Annotated in this window: 13 protein-coding genes; 6 read left to right on the forward strand and 7 right to left on the reverse strand. The window is 45.5% G+C overall.

The window, feature by feature from the left end; genetic code table 11:
* Positions 1-84: 84 nt before the first annotated feature.
* On the reverse strand, positions 85-1,704 hold the full coding sequence (locus RXX31_RS13325; RefSeq protein WP_317589942.1) for an acyl-CoA synthetase: 1,620 nt from the start codon (positions 1,702-1,704) through the stop codon (positions 85-87).
* 413 nt (positions 1,705-2,117) lie between these two features.
* Between RXX31_RS13325 and RXX31_RS13330 the strand changes: the two genes are divergently transcribed.
* Together RXX31_RS13330 and RXX31_RS13335 are read left to right on the forward strand one after the other, a co-directional pair.
* On the forward strand, positions 2,118-4,436 hold the full coding sequence (locus RXX31_RS13330; RefSeq protein WP_317589943.1) for an ATP-binding protein: 2,319 nt from the start codon (positions 2,118-2,120) through the stop codon (positions 4,434-4,436).
* 9 nt (positions 4,437-4,445) lie between these two features.
* Positions 4,446-5,084: a response regulator transcription factor gene (locus RXX31_RS13335; RefSeq protein ID WP_317589944.1), complete on the forward strand. Its 639-nt coding sequence runs from the start codon at positions 4,446-4,448 to the stop codon at positions 5,082-5,084.
* A 129-nt stretch (positions 5,085-5,213) separates the two neighbouring features.
* Here the strand turns inward: RXX31_RS13335 and RXX31_RS13340 are convergent, their stop codons facing one another.
* Both RXX31_RS13340 and RXX31_RS13345 read right to left on the reverse strand, forming a co-directional pair.
* The gene (locus tag RXX31_RS13340) at positions 5,214-5,471 is read right to left on the reverse strand and encodes a hypothetical protein (RefSeq protein ID WP_317589945.1); all 258 of its coding nucleotides are present in this window, start codon (positions 5,469-5,471) and stop codon (positions 5,214-5,216) included.
* 120 nt (positions 5,472-5,591) lie between these two features.
* Positions 5,592-6,266, reverse strand: a complete 675-nt coding sequence (locus RXX31_RS13345) for a GntR family transcriptional regulator (protein WP_317589947.1) — start codon at positions 6,264-6,266, stop codon at positions 5,592-5,594.
* 267 nt (positions 6,267-6,533) lie between these two features.
* On the opposite strand from RXX31_RS13345, the gene RXX31_RS13350 reads away from it, so the two are divergent.
* The 3 genes from RXX31_RS13350 to RXX31_RS13360 all read left to right on the forward strand — a co-directional run bounded on the left by RXX31_RS13350 (position 6,534) and on the right by RXX31_RS13360 (position 9,609).
* The gene (locus RXX31_RS13350; protein WP_317589948.1) at positions 6,534-7,604 is read left to right on the forward strand and encodes an aromatic ring-hydroxylating dioxygenase subunit alpha; all 1,071 of its coding nucleotides are present in this window, start codon (positions 6,534-6,536) and stop codon (positions 7,602-7,604) included.
* Between the two features lie 10 nt (positions 7,605-7,614).
* Positions 7,615-8,565 (forward strand): PDR/VanB family oxidoreductase, encoded by a 951-nt coding sequence (locus RXX31_RS13355; RefSeq protein WP_317589949.1) that lies wholly within the window; start codon positions 7,615-7,617, stop codon positions 8,563-8,565.
* A gap of 117 nt (positions 8,566-8,682) precedes the next feature.
* Positions 8,683-9,609, forward strand: a complete 927-nt coding sequence (locus tag RXX31_RS13360) for a TRAP transporter substrate-binding protein (RefSeq protein WP_317589951.1) — start codon at positions 8,683-8,685, stop codon at positions 9,607-9,609.
* A gap of 101 nt (positions 9,610-9,710) precedes the next feature.
* On the opposite strand, the gene RXX31_RS13365 is transcribed toward RXX31_RS13360, so the two are convergent.
* Genes RXX31_RS13365 through RXX31_RS13375 form a run of 3 tightly spaced genes read right to left on the reverse strand, consistent with a single transcriptional unit; the run spans position 9,711 to position 14,826 of the window.
* Entirely contained in the window at positions 9,711-12,374 is a 2,664-nt protein-coding gene (locus RXX31_RS13365; RefSeq protein ID WP_317589952.1) for a M14 family zinc carboxypeptidase, read from the reverse strand.
* A gap of 14 nt (positions 12,375-12,388) precedes the next feature.
* Positions 12,389-13,831 carry a helix-hairpin-helix domain-containing protein gene (locus tag RXX31_RS13370; protein WP_317589953.1) on the reverse strand — a complete coding sequence of 481 codons (1,443 nt, stop codon included), beginning with the start codon at positions 13,829-13,831 and terminating at the stop codon, positions 12,389-12,391.
* Positions 13,828-14,826 (reverse strand): hypothetical protein, encoded by a 999-nt coding sequence (locus RXX31_RS13375; RefSeq protein WP_317589954.1) that lies wholly within the window; start codon positions 14,824-14,826, stop codon positions 13,828-13,830. Before RXX31_RS13375 ends, RXX31_RS13370 begins: the two co-directional genes overlap by 4 nt.
* Positions 14,827-15,142: 316 nt before the next feature.
* Here RXX31_RS13375 and RXX31_RS13380 point away from each other — a divergent pair, with 316 nt between their 5' ends.
* Positions 15,143-16,147: a M20 family metallopeptidase gene (locus tag RXX31_RS13380; RefSeq protein WP_317589956.1), complete on the forward strand. Its 1,005-nt coding sequence runs from the start codon at positions 15,143-15,145 to the stop codon at positions 16,145-16,147.
* 46 nt (positions 16,148-16,193) lie between these two features.
* On the opposite strand, the gene RXX31_RS13385 is transcribed toward RXX31_RS13380, so the two are convergent.
* The gene (locus RXX31_RS13385; RefSeq protein WP_317589958.1) at positions 16,194-17,108 is read right to left on the reverse strand and encodes a LysR family transcriptional regulator; all 915 of its coding nucleotides are present in this window, start codon (positions 17,106-17,108) and stop codon (positions 16,194-16,196) included.
* Positions 17,109-17,250 lie beyond the last annotated feature (142 nt).

Below are 17,250 nucleotides of genomic sequence, written 5' to 3' on the forward strand. Positions count from 1 at the left end.
GGGAGTATTACTTTGCTGTGTTGCAGTAAAAGATGGGGAAGCAATGCCTCCCGCTTTACTTATTTATTTAGATTTATTATTTGCTTAGATTTCTTTTGCCCAGTCGCGAAGAATGTACTTCTGCACTTTGCCTGTGGACGTTTTGGGTAAGTTGGTGAAGACAATGGTCTTGGGAATTTTAAAACCGGCTAAGTGATCACGACAGTAGTCGAGAATTTCATTTTCACTCGTGAATCTGTTTTGCTTAAGCGTGATAAATGCGCATGGCGACTCGCCCCAGCGTTCATCTGGCTTGGCGACGACGGAAACTTCAAGAATATCGGGATGTTTGTAGAGAACGTCTTCCAGCTCAATGGTCGAGATGTTTTCTCCACCTGAGATAATAATGTCTTTAAGGCGGTCCTTGATCTCTATGTAGCCGTTAGGGTGGCATACGCCTAAGTCGCCGGTATGGAACCAACCACCCTCAAAGGCTTCTGATGTAGCGCTTGGATTTTTCAGGTAGCCTTTCATTACAGTGTTGCCTCGCATGAAAACCTCACCGATCGTTTTACCATCCTTAGCAACGGGTTTGAGCGTTTGCGTATCGGCCACCATCACACCTTCAAGGGTTGGATAACGGACGCCCTGACGTGATTTTAGCGTCGCACGCTCTTCAAGGCTGAACTCATCCCAGCTTTCGTGCCATGCGCAGACAGTGACAGGCCCGTAGACTTCGGTTAATCCATAGACATGGGTAATATTAATGCCCATTTTTTCCACATCGCCAATCACTTTAGCTGGTGGTGCTGCTCCTGCAACCATCGCGTTAACTGGATGGTCAATTGCCGCTTTGGCTTCTTCGGGCATGTTAACCAGAGCGTTTAGAACAATTGGTGCCCCACATAAGTGGCTAACTTTATGCTCACGGATAAGAGTAAGGACTTTTTGCGGGTCTACTCGACGAAGGAACACATGTACCCCAGCCAAAGCGGTAATAGTCCATGGGTAACACCAGCCGTTACAGTGGAACATTGGCAGGGTCCAGAGGTAGACAGGGTGATGCCCCATTGACCAGGTCATTTGGTTGCCGAGTGAATTCAGGTAAGCACCACGATGATGATAAACCACGCCTTTTGGGTTACCGGTCGTTCCTGATGTGTAGTTGAGAGAAATCGCCTGCCATTCGTCTTCTGGCCATTGCCATTCATAATTAGGATCACCTTCAGCCAGAAAAGCTTCATAATCGAGATCGCTGGTCGCTTCTTCTCCTCCGTATTCTGGATCGTTGACGTCAATAATCAATGGTGGATTATCGATCAAAGTCAGTGCTTCAGTAATCACAGTATGAAATTCGCGGTCGCAGATAAGTACTTTGGCTTCGCTATGTTTGAGCATGAAAGCGATGGTTTCTGCATCAAGTCTGACGTTCAGCGTGTTGAGAACCGCCCCGATCATAGGGACACCGAAATGGGCCTCCAGCATCGCCGGTATATTCGGCAGCATCACTGATACGGTATCACCTTTACCAATACCACGGCTGGATAAAGCTGAAGCGAGTTGACGGCAGCGTTGATAGGTTTCTGACCAGTTGCGACGAATACTGCCATGAATGACAGCAGGGTACTCAGGGTAGACGGTTGCAGTGCGCTCCAAAAAACTCAGTGGAGTGAGAGCAATGTGATTCACTGCGCAATGCGTAAGATCATTATCATAGATTGACATTTAAGATCCTTTTTTTAGTTATTGGTGATTCCGTTATCAGATACTTTTTATTAACAAGCGCGTTCTTTAAATTTAATGTTTTATTAACATGCGCTAATTTATAGCATACCCGTATGAGTTATAGTAATAGCCTATAGTCTTATAGTATTTATCCTATATTCCTCTATGCTGTGTGCCAGAGTAACGATATGTTTAAGTCACTCGTCATCCTGAACTGCGACGAAGGAGCGTGATTCAGGATCTCGTTTTTGAGCACTTTATGACCCAAGTTATTTCATAACTGTTTAGTGCGCTGTTATTAGATTCCTAGTCTCGCTAAGGCTCGCTGGAATGACTCAGATAAAAATCGGTAAGCGAATGGCATTAAGGCTTAAGGGGGGAATATTTTGATAAGCGCATCTTTGGAAGACGGCATGGAACGCGAACGCGCACAACTTTATCTCGATTTATGGCTAAGTTTATTGAATCAGGGCTCTGCCGCAGAGCAAGCTTCTGCCTTATGTCGCTATGTATCTACTTGGCCTGGCGTTGAACAGGTCTTTTGGCTTACTTGGCAACCGATTAAACAGGTTTATGCTCATAATGATGGCGTACCTGCTCTTCCGCCAGGGCAAGGAGATCCGCTTCGTGCCAGCGATGTTGGAGTACACCAACAATTACAGAGTCAAAACTGTGTGTCATTGCAAGATATTCGTCTTGGGGATTCTTGGCTGGCAGGACGTTTACGTCGCGCTGGCTTAACACATGGTGGGGTCATTTCGTTAATGCCTGGGGGGCGAGCGGCGGCTGGGGAAGGGATACTGGTGATCTCAACTGAGCAGAGGGAACACGAAGAATCTTTGGCTGCGATGGGAACCTTGCTAAAAACATTGCTGGCAAATCGTTCGGAGCAATCATCTGAGGGATTACAGCAAAGTGATCCGTTGCCTACCGTGTATTTTGATCAGCAAGGTAAGCCCGAAGCGATCAATGTTTCAATGCAGAATCTTCTGTCTGAGCGACCTGAACGATCACTGCCCGATCTGTTGCCAGTTAACTACGTTCAACTCATCACCTCATGTCTCAATCAGAGAAGAGCGATAGGAGAGGTAGAATCTAAATTAGACGATCAACATTTGCTATGGCAATTTTTCCCCGCGCCTTTAATGGGATCGGTCATTGTTCGTTGTCGAGATGCAACGGACGAAATTTTGAATAAAAGAGAGGCTGAAACCGCCTCAAGGCTTTATCGCCTGATCACGGAAAATACGACGGATTTGATCTCTCGGCATAGTCCTGATGGTGTTTTTTTGGATGCTTCAGCTGCCTCCTGGACCTTACTGGGCTACTGGCCCGAAGAGTTGCGTGGTATGTCCGTCAGAAATCTGGTACACCCTAGCGATAGAGAACAGCTCCTGGCTGAGATGGTCGAACCACTGGAACGAGAGGGCTACCTGACGTTGTCTTATCGTATTCGCCATTGTGATGGACATTATTTGTGGTTTGAAACCGCGTTCCGTGGCATTCGGGAAACGTATACTGGCGATGTGGTAGAAATTATCGGCATTTCAAGGGATATTACGGCCAGAGTAACCGCTGAAGAAGAAAATCGGCGCTTAGCGGAAGTCGTCAGGGCCAATACGGATTTGGTCTTGTTTACCGATTCGCAGTGGCAGGTAACCAGGTTGAACCCTTCTGCTCGTAAAGCGTTGGGGATCTTTGAAGAGAGTGAACTGCCTAATCTGGCTGAGGTTCTGAACCCTCAGGATTTTGGCAGGCTTCGAGAGGAAGGTTGGGCGGATGCTATCCGACAGGGAGCGTGGACCACTGAAGTGAAATTAACTCCTCTGAAGCAGAAAACAGGTTTTGTCGCATCATTAGTATTGCTCGCTCACAAAGGCGCAGGAGGGCAGTATTACGCTTCGCTGGTGGCTCGGGATATGACTGAGCGAGAGTTACGTGAGGCAGAACAAAGGCGTCATCAGGATGAGTTAGCACATACTGCTCGCTTGGTTACGATGGGTGAATTGGCATCCGGTATTGCTCATGAGCTGAATCAGCCACTGGCTGCGGTGATTAACTATGCCAACGCCAGCCAGCGTTATTTAGAAAACCTTGCTCAAAATCCTCAAAACGCTGCGCGCGTTGCAGAAGGGCTGCAATTGATTTGTGGCCAGGCGAGTCATGCTTCAGCCGTCATTAACCGGTTACGAAATTTTTTGCGCAAGAGCCCGCGAAATATTCAATCGATAGATATCGATATGGTGGTGTGGGAAGCAGTGGGTCTTTGTGCGAGTGAAGCCAGTCGATATAAAGTCACCATCAATTATTGCAATGCAGAACATGAGAAACGACCGCTTGTATATGGTGATGCTGTTTTGTTGGAGCAGGTTCTTATTAATCTGCTGCGCAATGCGATTGATGCTAATTGGAGTGTGCATCCTAATCAAGACTCAAAGGTCGATATTAACGTGAGCACTAATGCGCAATGGTTGCTTATTCGTGTTAAGGATCAGGGGCCAGGGCTAAAGCCGGATGAGAGTGACAAGCTTTTTACCCCGTTTTATACCAGCAAACCGGATGGACTGGGACTTGGTCTGTCAATGAGCCGAACCATAGTGGAAGGTTTTGGCGGCAGTCTTGATGTTGAGCCCTCAACGAATAAAGGATTAACATTTTGTTGTGCGTTGCCCTTATGTAGCAACAAAGAACGATTGGGGGAGAATAGTGACCCCAGCAGCAACGCTTGTTAGGAGTAGGACATGCAGAGTGAACAAATTGTATATGTGGTTGATGATGATCAGGGAATGCTCGATTCAACGGTTTGGTTGTTTGAATCGGTAGGGCTAAAAGCGGTGCCGTTTTCTTCCGGACAAGATTTCTTGTCGTCATGCGATCCCGATGCCAATGCCTGTGTGCTACTTGATATTCGCATGCCAGGTATGGGGGGACTGCACGTACAGGAAGAGATGCGCCGTCGGGGAATTAAACTGCCCGTCATTTTTGTTAGCGGTCATGCTGATGTGCCGATTGTTGTGCGTGCATTTAAATCTGGTGCTGTTGATTTCATCGAGAAACCCTACAATGATCAGTTACTGTTAGACAGTGTTCAGGATTCTCTTCATAGCGAGCCGAGTGTCATTAGAAATAATGCTCAGCAGGTGATAGAAGAAAAGCTTGCTTCACTTACCCCTCGCGAGCAGGATGTTTTTCTGCCATTAATACAAGGGTATACGAGCCGAGAGATAGCCGAACAGTTGGACATTAGCATCAAAACTGTCGATTTATATCGCTCTCGCATTATGAAACGCCTTGAGGCCAATAACTTACCAGAATTAGTCGGTATGGCGATTGTGGCGGGAACAGTTGATCCACTCGACTTACGGGCAAATAAAAAATGACTGGCAATGTATTGTAGTTCACCTTCTTTTGAGATCGACTTTACCTTCATCTGACTAAGACTAATTTTTATGGTTACCTACCAAACATGCCTTGTTCACAAGCATTTTTCCTACGCTATTTCTGATCACTTACTTACTGTGATTGGTATAAGAAGACAGCCGAGAAATTAAAGTTTCGCGGCGAAGGTCATGAATCTCGTTTAACAACTGCTCTTGAGAATTTAAGCCAAAATGCTCTGCGTACGTTTTCACTTTTTTGACTTCATCGGAGTTGAGTTTATACACTTCTTTCTTGAGCAGTGCTTGTGCTTCTTTTTTGATTAACCCTCTGTTTTCTTGCATCAATTTGATGATTTTATTATCTAAATGGTGTGGTTTTCTTGACATGCGTACCAACTAATTTTGACCATATGCATGGTGTATAACAAATTATGGTCGCACAATTTATCTGCTCCGTATGACAATGATATTGCAGTAATACTTGGCGCTTTATTTTTCCCGTTGCGCTCAGTCTGACTCACTAAATACTTCTGCGTAGTTCAAGGTCACATTTGCATGTTCTCGCATAAGCGCTTCGGCACGAGAAGCTTGTTGATTTGCGATAGCATGCACAATGGTGTGATGTTGCAAATGGGCAAAGTAAAATCGTCGATATTCTTGTTTGAGCTTGTCGAAATCAAAGGTAATAGAATTCACTGTAGCAAAAGGCATGTGCTCATTTTTTTGTAGTGAGGATGCAATAGCCGGGTTACCACTTGCATCTAAGATGAGAGCGTGAAATCTTTGATTAATTTCATGATATAAGTTGAGATCGTCTTCGCTGACGTAACCTTTATCAAATATAGCGTCGCCAACTTTCAGACATTCTATGAGAGCAGAGTGTAGATTTGGACTTAGCCCTTTTTCGGCGGCCTGCCTGGCAGCTAATCCCTCAAGAACACCTCTGACTTCGATTGCACCCGCTACCGAACCCTTGGTGATTTCTTTAACGCAATATCCGCGGCCTTTTAATTTATGCAATAGCCCTTCTTGCTCCAGGGTGCGAAAAGCGATCCTAACAGGCGTTCTCGACACGCCTAAACGCTCAGCTGTTGGTAACTCAGCTAACCGCTCTCCTTGCTCAAACTCACCAGCAACGATCATTCGTCTTAGTGTTGATACTACTTCAATGCCAGAACTCAAAATTGACTCTCCACTTAACTCACGGCTAATTCCGTTTCCTATTACCTACCGAAAAAAACACGATTCAGCAATCCGAACGTGATTTAACAGAAATTTAAATTATTTAGCAACCTAGCGCAAAAAATGGCCATCTCGTTTTCATGATCATTATGTTTGGGATCCCAAAAATGGATATTTAGGCTGAATTTTTCAAATTTGGTGATATTCTGGATCCCATAATAATTAACAATACATTAACAATCGTGAATACAGATAAGGGAATATCGAATGCATCCAAAAAATTGTTGGTACGTAGCCTGTACGCCAGACGAAATCGCTAACGCCCCTTTAGCAAGAACCATCTGTAATGAAGACATCGCCTTTTATCGTGATGGTGAGGGTAAAGTCGCCGCAGTACAAGATTTCTGCCCTCACAGAGGGGCTCCTCTCTCTCTGGGTTACCTGGAAAATGGAGAGTTAGTGTGTGGATATCATGGGTTACGAATGGGGCGAGATGGCAAAACGACGTCCATGCCCAAGCAAAGAGTCGGACGCTTTCCATGTGTAAAATCTTACCCGGTAGAGGAAAGACACGGGTTCATCTGGGTATGGACTGGTGATAAAAAACGTGCGGATACCAATTTAATCCCTCATCTCGAGTGGGCCAACAATCCAGAGTGGGCCTATGGTGGTGGACTGTTCCACATCAATTGCAATTATCAGCTAATGATAGATAACTTGATGGACTTGACCCATGAAACGTATGTTCATGCGTCAAGCATTGGCCAAAAAGAGATAGATGAAGCTCCGGTGCGCACCAAGTTAGAAGGCAATCAGGTAACCACCTCGCGTTTTATGGACTCGGTAAAAGCGCCACCATTTTGGCAACTTGCGCTAAAAGAAAACGGTTTGGATCCCAAAATGGATGTAGACCGTTGGCAAATTTGTAAATTCAGCCCGCCTAGCCATGTTTTGATTGAAGTCGGCGTCGCTATGGCGGGACAGGGTGGGATTGATGCTCCAAAGGACGTAAGAGCAAGCAGTATCGTTGTGGACTTTATTACACCAGAAACGGATACAAGCATGTGGTATTTCTGGGGAATGGCACGCAACTTCAAACCTCAGGATGCGGAGCTTACTGAAAAAATTCGTTCAGGACAGCATACGATTTTCAGTGAAGACTTAGAAATGCTCGAACGCCAGCAAGCAAACTTATTAAAAAACCCAAATAGAGAATTACTAAAGCTGGATATCGATGCGGGTGGAGTACAGGCAAGACGTTTGATTGACAAGCTCGTTGAACAGGAGCAGTCGTCGAGTATCAATGTACAAGATTTGTCTAACGCACGAGCCAGTTAAGGAGAAGTCTATGTTAGAGGTTCAAGTAATCGCTAAAAAGCTACGCAGTCAAAATGTGGTTAGTGTCGATCTGTCTCCAATCAATGGTGAAGAACTTCCGGTATTCGAACCCGGCGCACATATTGATTTACACTTGCAAAATGGCTTAGTTAGACAATATTCACTCTTTCATTCACCGAGTCAACGTAACCAATACCGAGTCGCTATTCTTCGCGCCGAACAGTCAAGAGGTGGATCAGATTGGGTCCACCGTCATTTGCAGGTTGGTGATGTCATTTCTATCAGCGAGCCAAAAAATGTTTTTCAACTCGAGAAAGAAGCATCGAAACATGTTCTTTTTGCTGGTGGAATTGGGATAACGCCGCTACTCAGTATGGCTGAGTCCTTAAGTGATAAAACACAAGAGTTTGAGTTGCACTACTCTGCGAGATCAAGACGCGATGCTGCATTCGTTAAAGAAATCTCATCATCAAGTTGGGCAAGCCAAGCGGAACTCTACTTTAGCGATGAAGGCAGAAGAGTGGACGCAGAGGCTATTTTTGCAACGCTTGCCCCATCAGCACACGTATATGTGTGCGGCCCTGAGCGTTACATTGAATACATTCTGGATACGGCGAAAAAGGTGAATTGGCCAGAATCTCAAGTTCATCGTGAGCTATTCCAGGCGCCTAAGAGCGAACCAGCCAGCGAAAATACGGCTTTTGAGATCCACTTGAGTAACAGCGGCTTAACGCTGGATGTCTCTGTCGACTCAACGGTTCTTGAGGTACTTACTGAAGCTGGAATAGATGTGCCATTTTCTTGTGAAGAAGGCGTATGTGGTACGTGTATTACGCCGGTGCTAGATGGCATCCCTGATCATAGGGATCACTATCTGACGGAAAAAGAGAAAGCGTGTAATCGAGAGTTTTTACCCTGCTGCTCTCGTTCGAAAACACGCTCGTTAACCTTAGATCTCTAATAATAAAAATAACAAAAAAGGAAGTTTGTCATGCCGTCAAAATTTAAATCATGCCTAATAATAGGGTGCAGCACCCTCCTGTCATTAAACGCATATGCTGCTGAATTCAACTTACGAATGTCCCATCCATGGCCTGCAACATCAGCAATAAATCAGGGATTGACAGAGTGGGCTCAATCCATCGAGAACGCCTCTGAGGACCGTATCAATGTCGATATTTATCCCTCGCAAACCTTGACGAAATCAGCCAAGTCTTATGAAGCGGTCATTCATAATATTGCTGATATAACCGCGACGGTTCAGGGATACACAGCGAACCGATTCCCTCTCTCTCAAATCGTTGAATTACCTGGTGTTGTTAAGAATGCTGCCCAAGGCTCATGCATTATCCAGAAGCTCTATGATGAAGGGGATATCAAACAAGAATATAGTGATACACATGTTCTGTTTATGTATACCAATGGCCCGGGTCATATCCATATGAAAGATGGCCAAGTTATCCAGCCGCAAGATTTGCAAGGAAAGCGAGTCCGTCAACCTACCGCCATTGTAGGACAACTGTTAAAAAACTTAGGCGCACAACCGACAGGAATACCAGCGCCTAATGCGTATGAAGCTCTAGAAAAGGGGATCCTTGAGGGCGTGGCGATTTCTTGGGACGGAGCGAAAGTTTTCCGCCTGGGTGAAATTGCGCCTTATCATACCGAGTTAAACCTTTACAGTTTGAGCTTTGTTGTCACGATGAATAAGTCTGTTTACCAACGACTACCTGTTGACTTACAAAGCATTATTGATAAACACAGTGGATATGAATGGTCACAGCATATGGCACGTGTCTTTGATCGACTTGACCAAGAGGCCATCAATGAGGCAAATCAAAGAAATGATCAGGTCGTTTCGTTAAGCGAAGACATGAAAGAGGCGTGGCAACCAGAACTGAAGAAGGTGACAAGGCAATATTTGGATGAACTCGAGTCGAAGGGGTTACCAGCTAATCACGTTTATCAGCGAATACAAGATATCCAGAAAGAATGCGATAGTTAAAACCTTGCCAAAAACCGCGATGTGTTCTGTCTTTCATACAAAAGTCTCTCATATAGATGAGAGACTTTTTTTACACTGTAAATGCACAGAAAACGTTCGTGCTAATCACCGTCACGGTAGCGTTGTTCCACTTCGTCTTGAGCCTCAAACTCTTGATGAATCACTTCAGTGACTTCTTTGCTGGTATAGCTGACTGTTGTGGGTTGCGAGTAGTTTGGTACGTCATCGTAGCTAAATACTGAGTAGTATTTAGAGAGGTTGGCGTTGCCAAAGCGATCGTAAGTGAAGTCGTCTTTACCTGCGTAAAGTTTTACGCCATCCAGTGAGTTTCTGGGTGGATGGAAGCTGTTACGAACGACATAGCTGCCAACCCATGCAGGATGATCGGGGTTATCCCAAGTGAGTTTTACGACACCATTTTCCACATTGGCTTGCAGATTGTTTGGTGCTGCTAACGCCTCTTTTCGTCGTTCGACATAGGTGAGCATCAGTTTTGGCGTGACTGATTCATCATTTATCTGAGTTTTCCATGTCACGCGGCTATCCATGGTGTCGGTCTCTGACGTAGGGATGATGATCAGACGAATTGAGCGCCCCTGGTCGTGCAAGTCTTCAACATATTGACGAGCTGAGCTATCAAATAAAAAGGTTTGGCGTGGGTTACGATTGAGATCTTGTGAGCTGACTTCATAGCCTACGTATTCTAATTGAGTAAAATCTTGCGGTAACTCATCGAGTTCAGTTTCACTGTCCACAAGAGCCACACTAAAGCGCATCGAGTGATTCAAGGCATGCATGTTCGCTATATCTAGGATGATAGCGGCTTCGGTGATCACCAGCTCTTTTGGATTGGTTAGCTGCGGTAGCTCAAACACCATTTGACCAATTTCAGCGTTACCATGGCTATCATAGCCGGTAGTAAGTTGATTATCGATCAATTCACTATGTTGGAAGGTTTGACATTGAGCGGCAGATAGCTGCACCGTGGTGGCTTTGCGTCGGTAAATCACATACAAGCTTGGACGATAGTGAATGCCACCACCAAAGCGGCCATAACCAATATCAAATTGCATCATTTGAGAGTCATTACCGAGAGGTAATTTATCAGGGCCTTGAATGCGCAGTAGCAAACGTCCACGTTTTAACTGTTCTTCGAGGATACGCTTTTCTATCGCACTAAATTGCCAGCTATGCCAAATACCTTGCGTTAAACGATCGGAATCTATGGTCTCGCCCAGGGTTTGGATTGGCGTGGCTTGATGAATTTGCTCAAAGTTGCTGATGTCGGTGATGTCTGTTGGGTTGAGGATTGACACCGACCACTCGCCATAATTTTCAATTTTAGCACCCACGCGGTTCATTGGGTAAAGCGAGAACTCGGCCAGGCTAATATGCGAGTCTTCCGACAAGCGGCTGAGATCATAATCGATGACGCCATAGCAAATACCTTTGGTGTTGTTTACTCCCACAAATAGGGAATTGTGACCAAAATGTTCGCTATTGTTCTTAGTGAGTTCGCCAACGTATCCTATTTTTTCGGGTGTCGGGAATAACGTAAACGAGCAATCGGCTTTATCCAGCGGTGTTTTGATGCGGATTTCTGGCGCAAAAGGGGAAGCAACTTTCTTGAATTTATCGACACGGTGTAGGTTGTAAAAATAACGCTTACCGGCTTTAAGTTGCTTATCGGTGAAGCCAGTTTGTGACGTGATAGCAATCAGGTTTTCCTTGGTGCAAGGCGCTTTCGGACTTTCACTACGATATACCTGATAGTGACAACCTGTGTCACTATCATCCGCTTCTTGCCACACTAACTCTGCCTGGGTGGCATCGACACGTTTCACCGAAAAATACTCAGGTCTTTTGGGAGCAAGATCCGAATAATTGATCGCGCTGCGCAAGGCATAAAGTAGCGCTGGAATGTTTTCATCCACACTTTGCGACATGTTGATCAGATAATCCGGGATATTACGACTGCCTACTTCCACCACCGTCGCAAGAATGCCACGGCTGTAATACCACTCGCGCCCGCTTCCATGGATTAAGTTGGCTGGTGGCTTGCCGCGGTGAATACCATATTGGCGCTTGGTGACCTTATAGATCTCTTGCGCCATATTGGCACACAACACATTCAGATCGGTGCCTTCAATTTCAGCTTCATGGTTAAACTTGTGTGCGGGGAAAAACACGTTACCTTGTGAATGGTAATCGAGCGCAATGCAGATATTGTTATGCTGCTCCACAAAGTGTTTGATCGCACGGGTTTCTGGTTCTGAAAAAGCTTCTGGACCACTGTAAATATTCGAGCTGGTTTGATTGCTGCGGCGGAAGTTGACCCCGAAGTTACGGTTTAAATCTACCCCAAAAGTGCCGTCACCATTGTCTCGTCGGTTTTTACGCCAAAAGGAAAAGTGCTTATGCGAATACTCAAAACCATCAGGGTTGAGGCAAGGTACCATATACAAGGTATTGCGACTTAATGCATCTATCACATCTGGATTGGTTTGGTGGTTATCCAGCAAGTATTGGATAAAGCTAACGGCCAACTCATTTCCTATCCATTCACGTGCATGGATGGTACCTGTGTAGAGCATTGCAGGCTTGAGGTGTGCATACGCCACATTTTGAGAAATAGTAGCTAGTAGGATTGGCCGCCCTTCATGGGTATCTCCAATACTTTCAAGGCGGATTAAATCCGGATGCTTTGCCATCGCTTGCTCGAGAAACTGTTGGGTTTGCTCATAGCTTAGGTATTGTTTTTTCATTCGTTTACCTCTGCTCAAGCCAATGCTTTGCAGTGTAAATTCCAATGCAGACAAATCGCATCGCATTTTTTCTGCTTAATCCCCGGGACGGTCATCAACAGATCTGGGGCAGAATTTAATGCGACCAAGGTTTGCGCAACACCCAGTTGAGTGATGATTTTCTTCGCTTGCTCTATGCCTATGCCCTTAATACTCGTGAAAAATGTCACCAATTGTTGTTGATTCATCGCACGATTCGTTTTTTGGGCGGTTGAATTTAGTAAATGTTCACTTTCGCTTTGTGCTTCTAATTCAAGGCTGTCTAAGCTTTCAATACCTGTATCCATGGCTTCCAGATGAGACTGTTCACCCAGTTGAGGCTCGGATGGTGCGATTAACTGATGAGCGAGTAGGCCTTGTCGGTTCCAGACTTCACTTGGCCACTCTTCGCCATTGTTTTGGTATGTGCGAGCAAGTGGATAAGCTGAGTCGTGTGGTGCGTATTCTCCCGTATCGGTAGAAATGCTGGTTTCACCAAAGCTTAGATGGCGCAGAGTACGCAGTAAAGATGAATGAATTTTGCCTAACTCCTCCCAGTTGCGATGCGCAAAGTAAGGCTTTTTAAAGCGCTCTGGCGCGAATAACCACATCAGATATTGACCGATCCAGTCACGAATGTAAGGGAAAGCAGCAAAGGCGGTCGCACATTCTAAAATGGTGTAATCATCGTCCATACTAACTGCGATATCACACGCCCAATATTCAGCATTGGCCGCTTTAGATGCCTTTACTGCAACGTCGAGCACTTTTTCTGGTACGGCTTGGTAATCCATGCTGCCGCCCTGGCTGGTATTGGTGAGCCATTCCCCTTCCGGTGGACGACGCCAAAACGCACACACAGGTTGGTGACCCACGAGCATGACGCGAATATCGGCCTTCATTGGTACAAAGTCTTGAATATAAGCGGGATAATATTGTCTTTTCGCAAACAGGCGCAACGCCTCAGCTTCTGAGTCCACTTTATGCACAAAATAGCCGCCATAATTGGAAGGACCATAGGAGCGCTTCACAATCTTGGGATAAGTGGTATGGCTTAAATAATCCAGCGCTTCATCAACTTGATAAAAGATTTCAGTACGCGGGATCGGCAGATCATGCTTATGACAAAAGTGAGTGACGTTCTCTTTCGACTTATTACAAAACTGGCTGTCGAGTGATGGTACAAACTGAACTTCAGGCAAGGCGCGGCTAATTTCACGGAAGGTTTCATACGCGGTGGCTGGGATATTGCCGATCAGTACGTCGATCTTTTTGCGTTTGATTTCATCGATAAAGCGCTGCTTGTCATTTCCCCAATGATAAACAACTTGTTCAATTTTGTCGGGCCAACCTTTGAAGTTTGAGCGGTCGAAAAAACGTAATACATGATCGAGATAGAGCAAGCCAAGTGTGGGACGAGTGGAGCCATGAGAGGTCATAATGAGATTTCTACCTGCTGAGTGTTAGATTGATTTGGGTTTAAATGAATGAAGCTGGTGTCTAAGGTCGTGGTCGTAGACTGGTTTTGGGCCGGATTCACGTTGCGATTAATCAGATCGACGATGTAGTTGATTTTTGTATCGTTGAAATTCAGGCCGAACGCTTCTTGCTCTGGTGTGGCAAACGCAGGAATGCCATTGACTTCAATAACGACATAACGTTGTTTTTCAATGTCATAAATAATATCAACGCCAGCGATTTCCAGTCCGGTTACGAATGCAGCTTGTTGAGCAAGTTCAACCACTTCTGGAAGAGGCTCACGCAGGATTACATGACCGCCGTTGGAAATATTGGTTTTCCAGCTACCAGCGGCCGCTTTACGGCCGTAGCAGGCGACAAACTTACCATCCACAATATCAATGCGATAATCAGAAAAATCATTTGGAATGACACGTTCGAGATAAAACTGACTACTAGGGTGATTTTTTAAAAAGGGCGCTAGTAGATCAATGTCGCGTGTCTGTTCAAGCTTGATGATGCCATTGCCACCCCAGCCATCAACGGGTTTACAAATGGCCTGGCCATCCCACGCGATTAACTGATCACGAACTTGATCAAGATTGTCGCGGTTACATACGATGTAATCTGTCGCACATACTCCCGCTTGCTTGAGTTTATGAGCGGTACGGAATTTGTCTTCCGTCAGCGCAAACGATGTGTAGTTGTTGATCATCGGCATCATGCTGTCGATGGTTTGGTATAGATAAACTTGGTAGGGCGTTTGTTCTCCCGCGTTGTAAGAGAAAAACAGCTCCAGCTCAGACAGGTCCTTACCTTGGCAGAAAACCGTCCCGTCTTGGGCGGTTGCCTCTGCAAGGTTCAAACCACAAATAGATTCGATCTCACGCTCACGCAGTTGGTCCACCATTTTTTGTTGAATTTGGCTACCACCGCTATTTTCATACATCCAAATTCCCACTTGCTTCGGTGTCATGTATAGCTCCGTTAATTGCTATTTCCCTTCATATCAGAACCTATAGCTCTCTCAATTTCGGGGCAGGATTGATGTTAATTGCTCGTTTTGGTTGTTTTGCTGATTAATGCCTTTGTCACAATAGGGCTATATGTTCACATCACTTTATTGAATATTTATTACACATAACTCGAAAGTTGTAGGCTCTGGATAAGCTATAACTTCTGGACACATGGAAGGTCATTTACACATGTTAGATTTTGGTGATTTGAAGCAATTAGTAGACATAAACTCCTGGACACATAACAAATCCGGAGTGGACCAAACAGGTCAACTTATGCAGAAGTGGTTGGGAGAATTGGGCTTTGTCTGTGATAGATATCAGCGTGAAAATATTGGTGATCACCTGCTATTTAGCACAAAAAGTGATGAAAGTTTGCCAAAGATGTTGCTTTTGGGCCATTTGGATACCGTGTTTGCACCAGAGACATTCGAAGGTTTTAGCCAAGACAAATATTGGGTCTACGGCCCTGGTGTGTGTGATATGAAAGGCGGGAATTTTGTTGCTCTGCAAGCTTTGCGCAATGTATTTGCACTGCGAGGGGAAATCGGCAATGTCGACTTTCTGCTCGTTAGTGATGAAGAGACAGGCAGTGATGACAGTCGTGAGTTGACCAAAGAGCTTGCGACTAATTATGCATTTTGTATTGATTTTGAAGCTGCCGGAGAGAACCACGAAATCGTGATTGGTCGTAAGGGCGTGGCAACTTACCATATTGATCTAAGAGGTAAAGCTGCCCATGCAGGGAATTGCTATGCTCAAGGGTGTGACGCTAACCTTGCCGCAGCCAAGATGATGATTGCGCTAGCCGAGTTAACCGATTTAGCCGCAGGTACGACGGTTAATGTCGGTAAAATGGAGGGCGGTATTGGCGCCAATACGATCTCACCACAAGCTCACCTGACTGTAGAGGCTAGATTTACCTCGGTAGAAGAGCAACGACGTGTACTTGAAAGTATTGAGAGCATAGTTCAGCAGCCGCAGATGGACGGCGTGAAATCGGAACTCAGTGGTGGCCTACAGCGCGATGTCATGGTTCCAACCGCTGCTCAAGCCGAGTTTATGGCCCAAATAGAAGCTGCATTGGGGTATTCGTTACTTACCGAACAGCGTGGTGGAGTGAGTGATGCTAATGTGGTGGCAGGAATGGGCGTTGCCACTTTAGACGGCTTTGGACCGTTTGGCGATGGTGATCATACTCACCATGAGCGTGCGTTAAAGGCGAGCTTTACTCGCCGTATTGATGAAGTGACAAAAATTCTCACTCTTTATAGTGTGTGATAATTACATTTAATTTAAGACGAAGAATCTCGCCACTGTGTCACTGCTAGGGCGAGATTTTCGAAGCTCTGCTTTGTTCAGACAACCAGCTAACTAATTTGCCAACCATCGCATTTCCCTCGTGTTTTGGGTTGAGCAGATGATAACCGTTGCCAGATGCTACGTAGTGGTCGAATGGCTGAATCAGGTGCTTTAACTTCAAGTCTTGTTCGGCCAGCGTTATGTCACCAATTGCCATGCCAAAACCTTGTTGAGCCGCGTTGACTGCCTGATCGAGTGTGGCAAACGTCTGGTTACCTTTGCCCTGAATATTGCGATACCCACGTGAGGCCAGCCACATAGACCAGTCTGACTGCTCCGTATTGGCATGCAGCCAGGTACAGCGTTTGAGCACGTTTAATTCATCAAATCCTTTGTCTTTAGCGTATGGCGCTAGCTTGTCCCAAAGTTGTGGCGCGCAGACCGGAGCCAAAAGCTCATCGAACAATAACACCTGTTCGATGGTTTTATTGCGGATAGGTTTACCGTAAGAGATGACTAAGTCAAAACTATCGAAGTTGGGTATGGCCTGATGTTTGGTGGTAGAGGTCAGTTCTACATTCACATCGGGATATTCTTGCTGAAAATTGGCGATGTGAGCCAGTAGCCATGAAGTAATACAGCTAGGTGCGTTTAGTTTGATTCGGTTTGCACTGTCTACCACTTCCCGAATCGACGTTTGTAAGCGCTGAATGATTTCTTCTGCGAGCGGAACAAACTTCGCGCCTTCCGATGTAAGAGCGAGCCCTCTTGCTTGACGATAAAACAGGGCAACCCCCATCAAACTCTCCATCGACTGAATCTGGCGACTTATCGCGCCCTGGGTCATGTTAAGTGCCTCTGCCGCATGGGTGAAATTCAGGTGCTGCGCGACGGCTAAGAAAGCTTGCAGGTTTTTTGTCGAAGGGAGTCTGTTATGCATCTTGTTTATCCATGCTTTTTTTGCATGGCTAGTATGCCTTTATTTCGATTTAACCGGAAGCCGTTCTTGACTAATTTATTGCCAATACAGAAATTAAATTTAGTTTAGTCGGTTAAAACTGATTAGGTATTCATATTGGGGT

The organism is Vibrio sp. EA2 (assembly GCF_033042495.1).
In the GTDB taxonomy this organism is placed as follows: Bacteria; Pseudomonadota; Gammaproteobacteria; order Enterobacterales; family Vibrionaceae; genus Vibrio.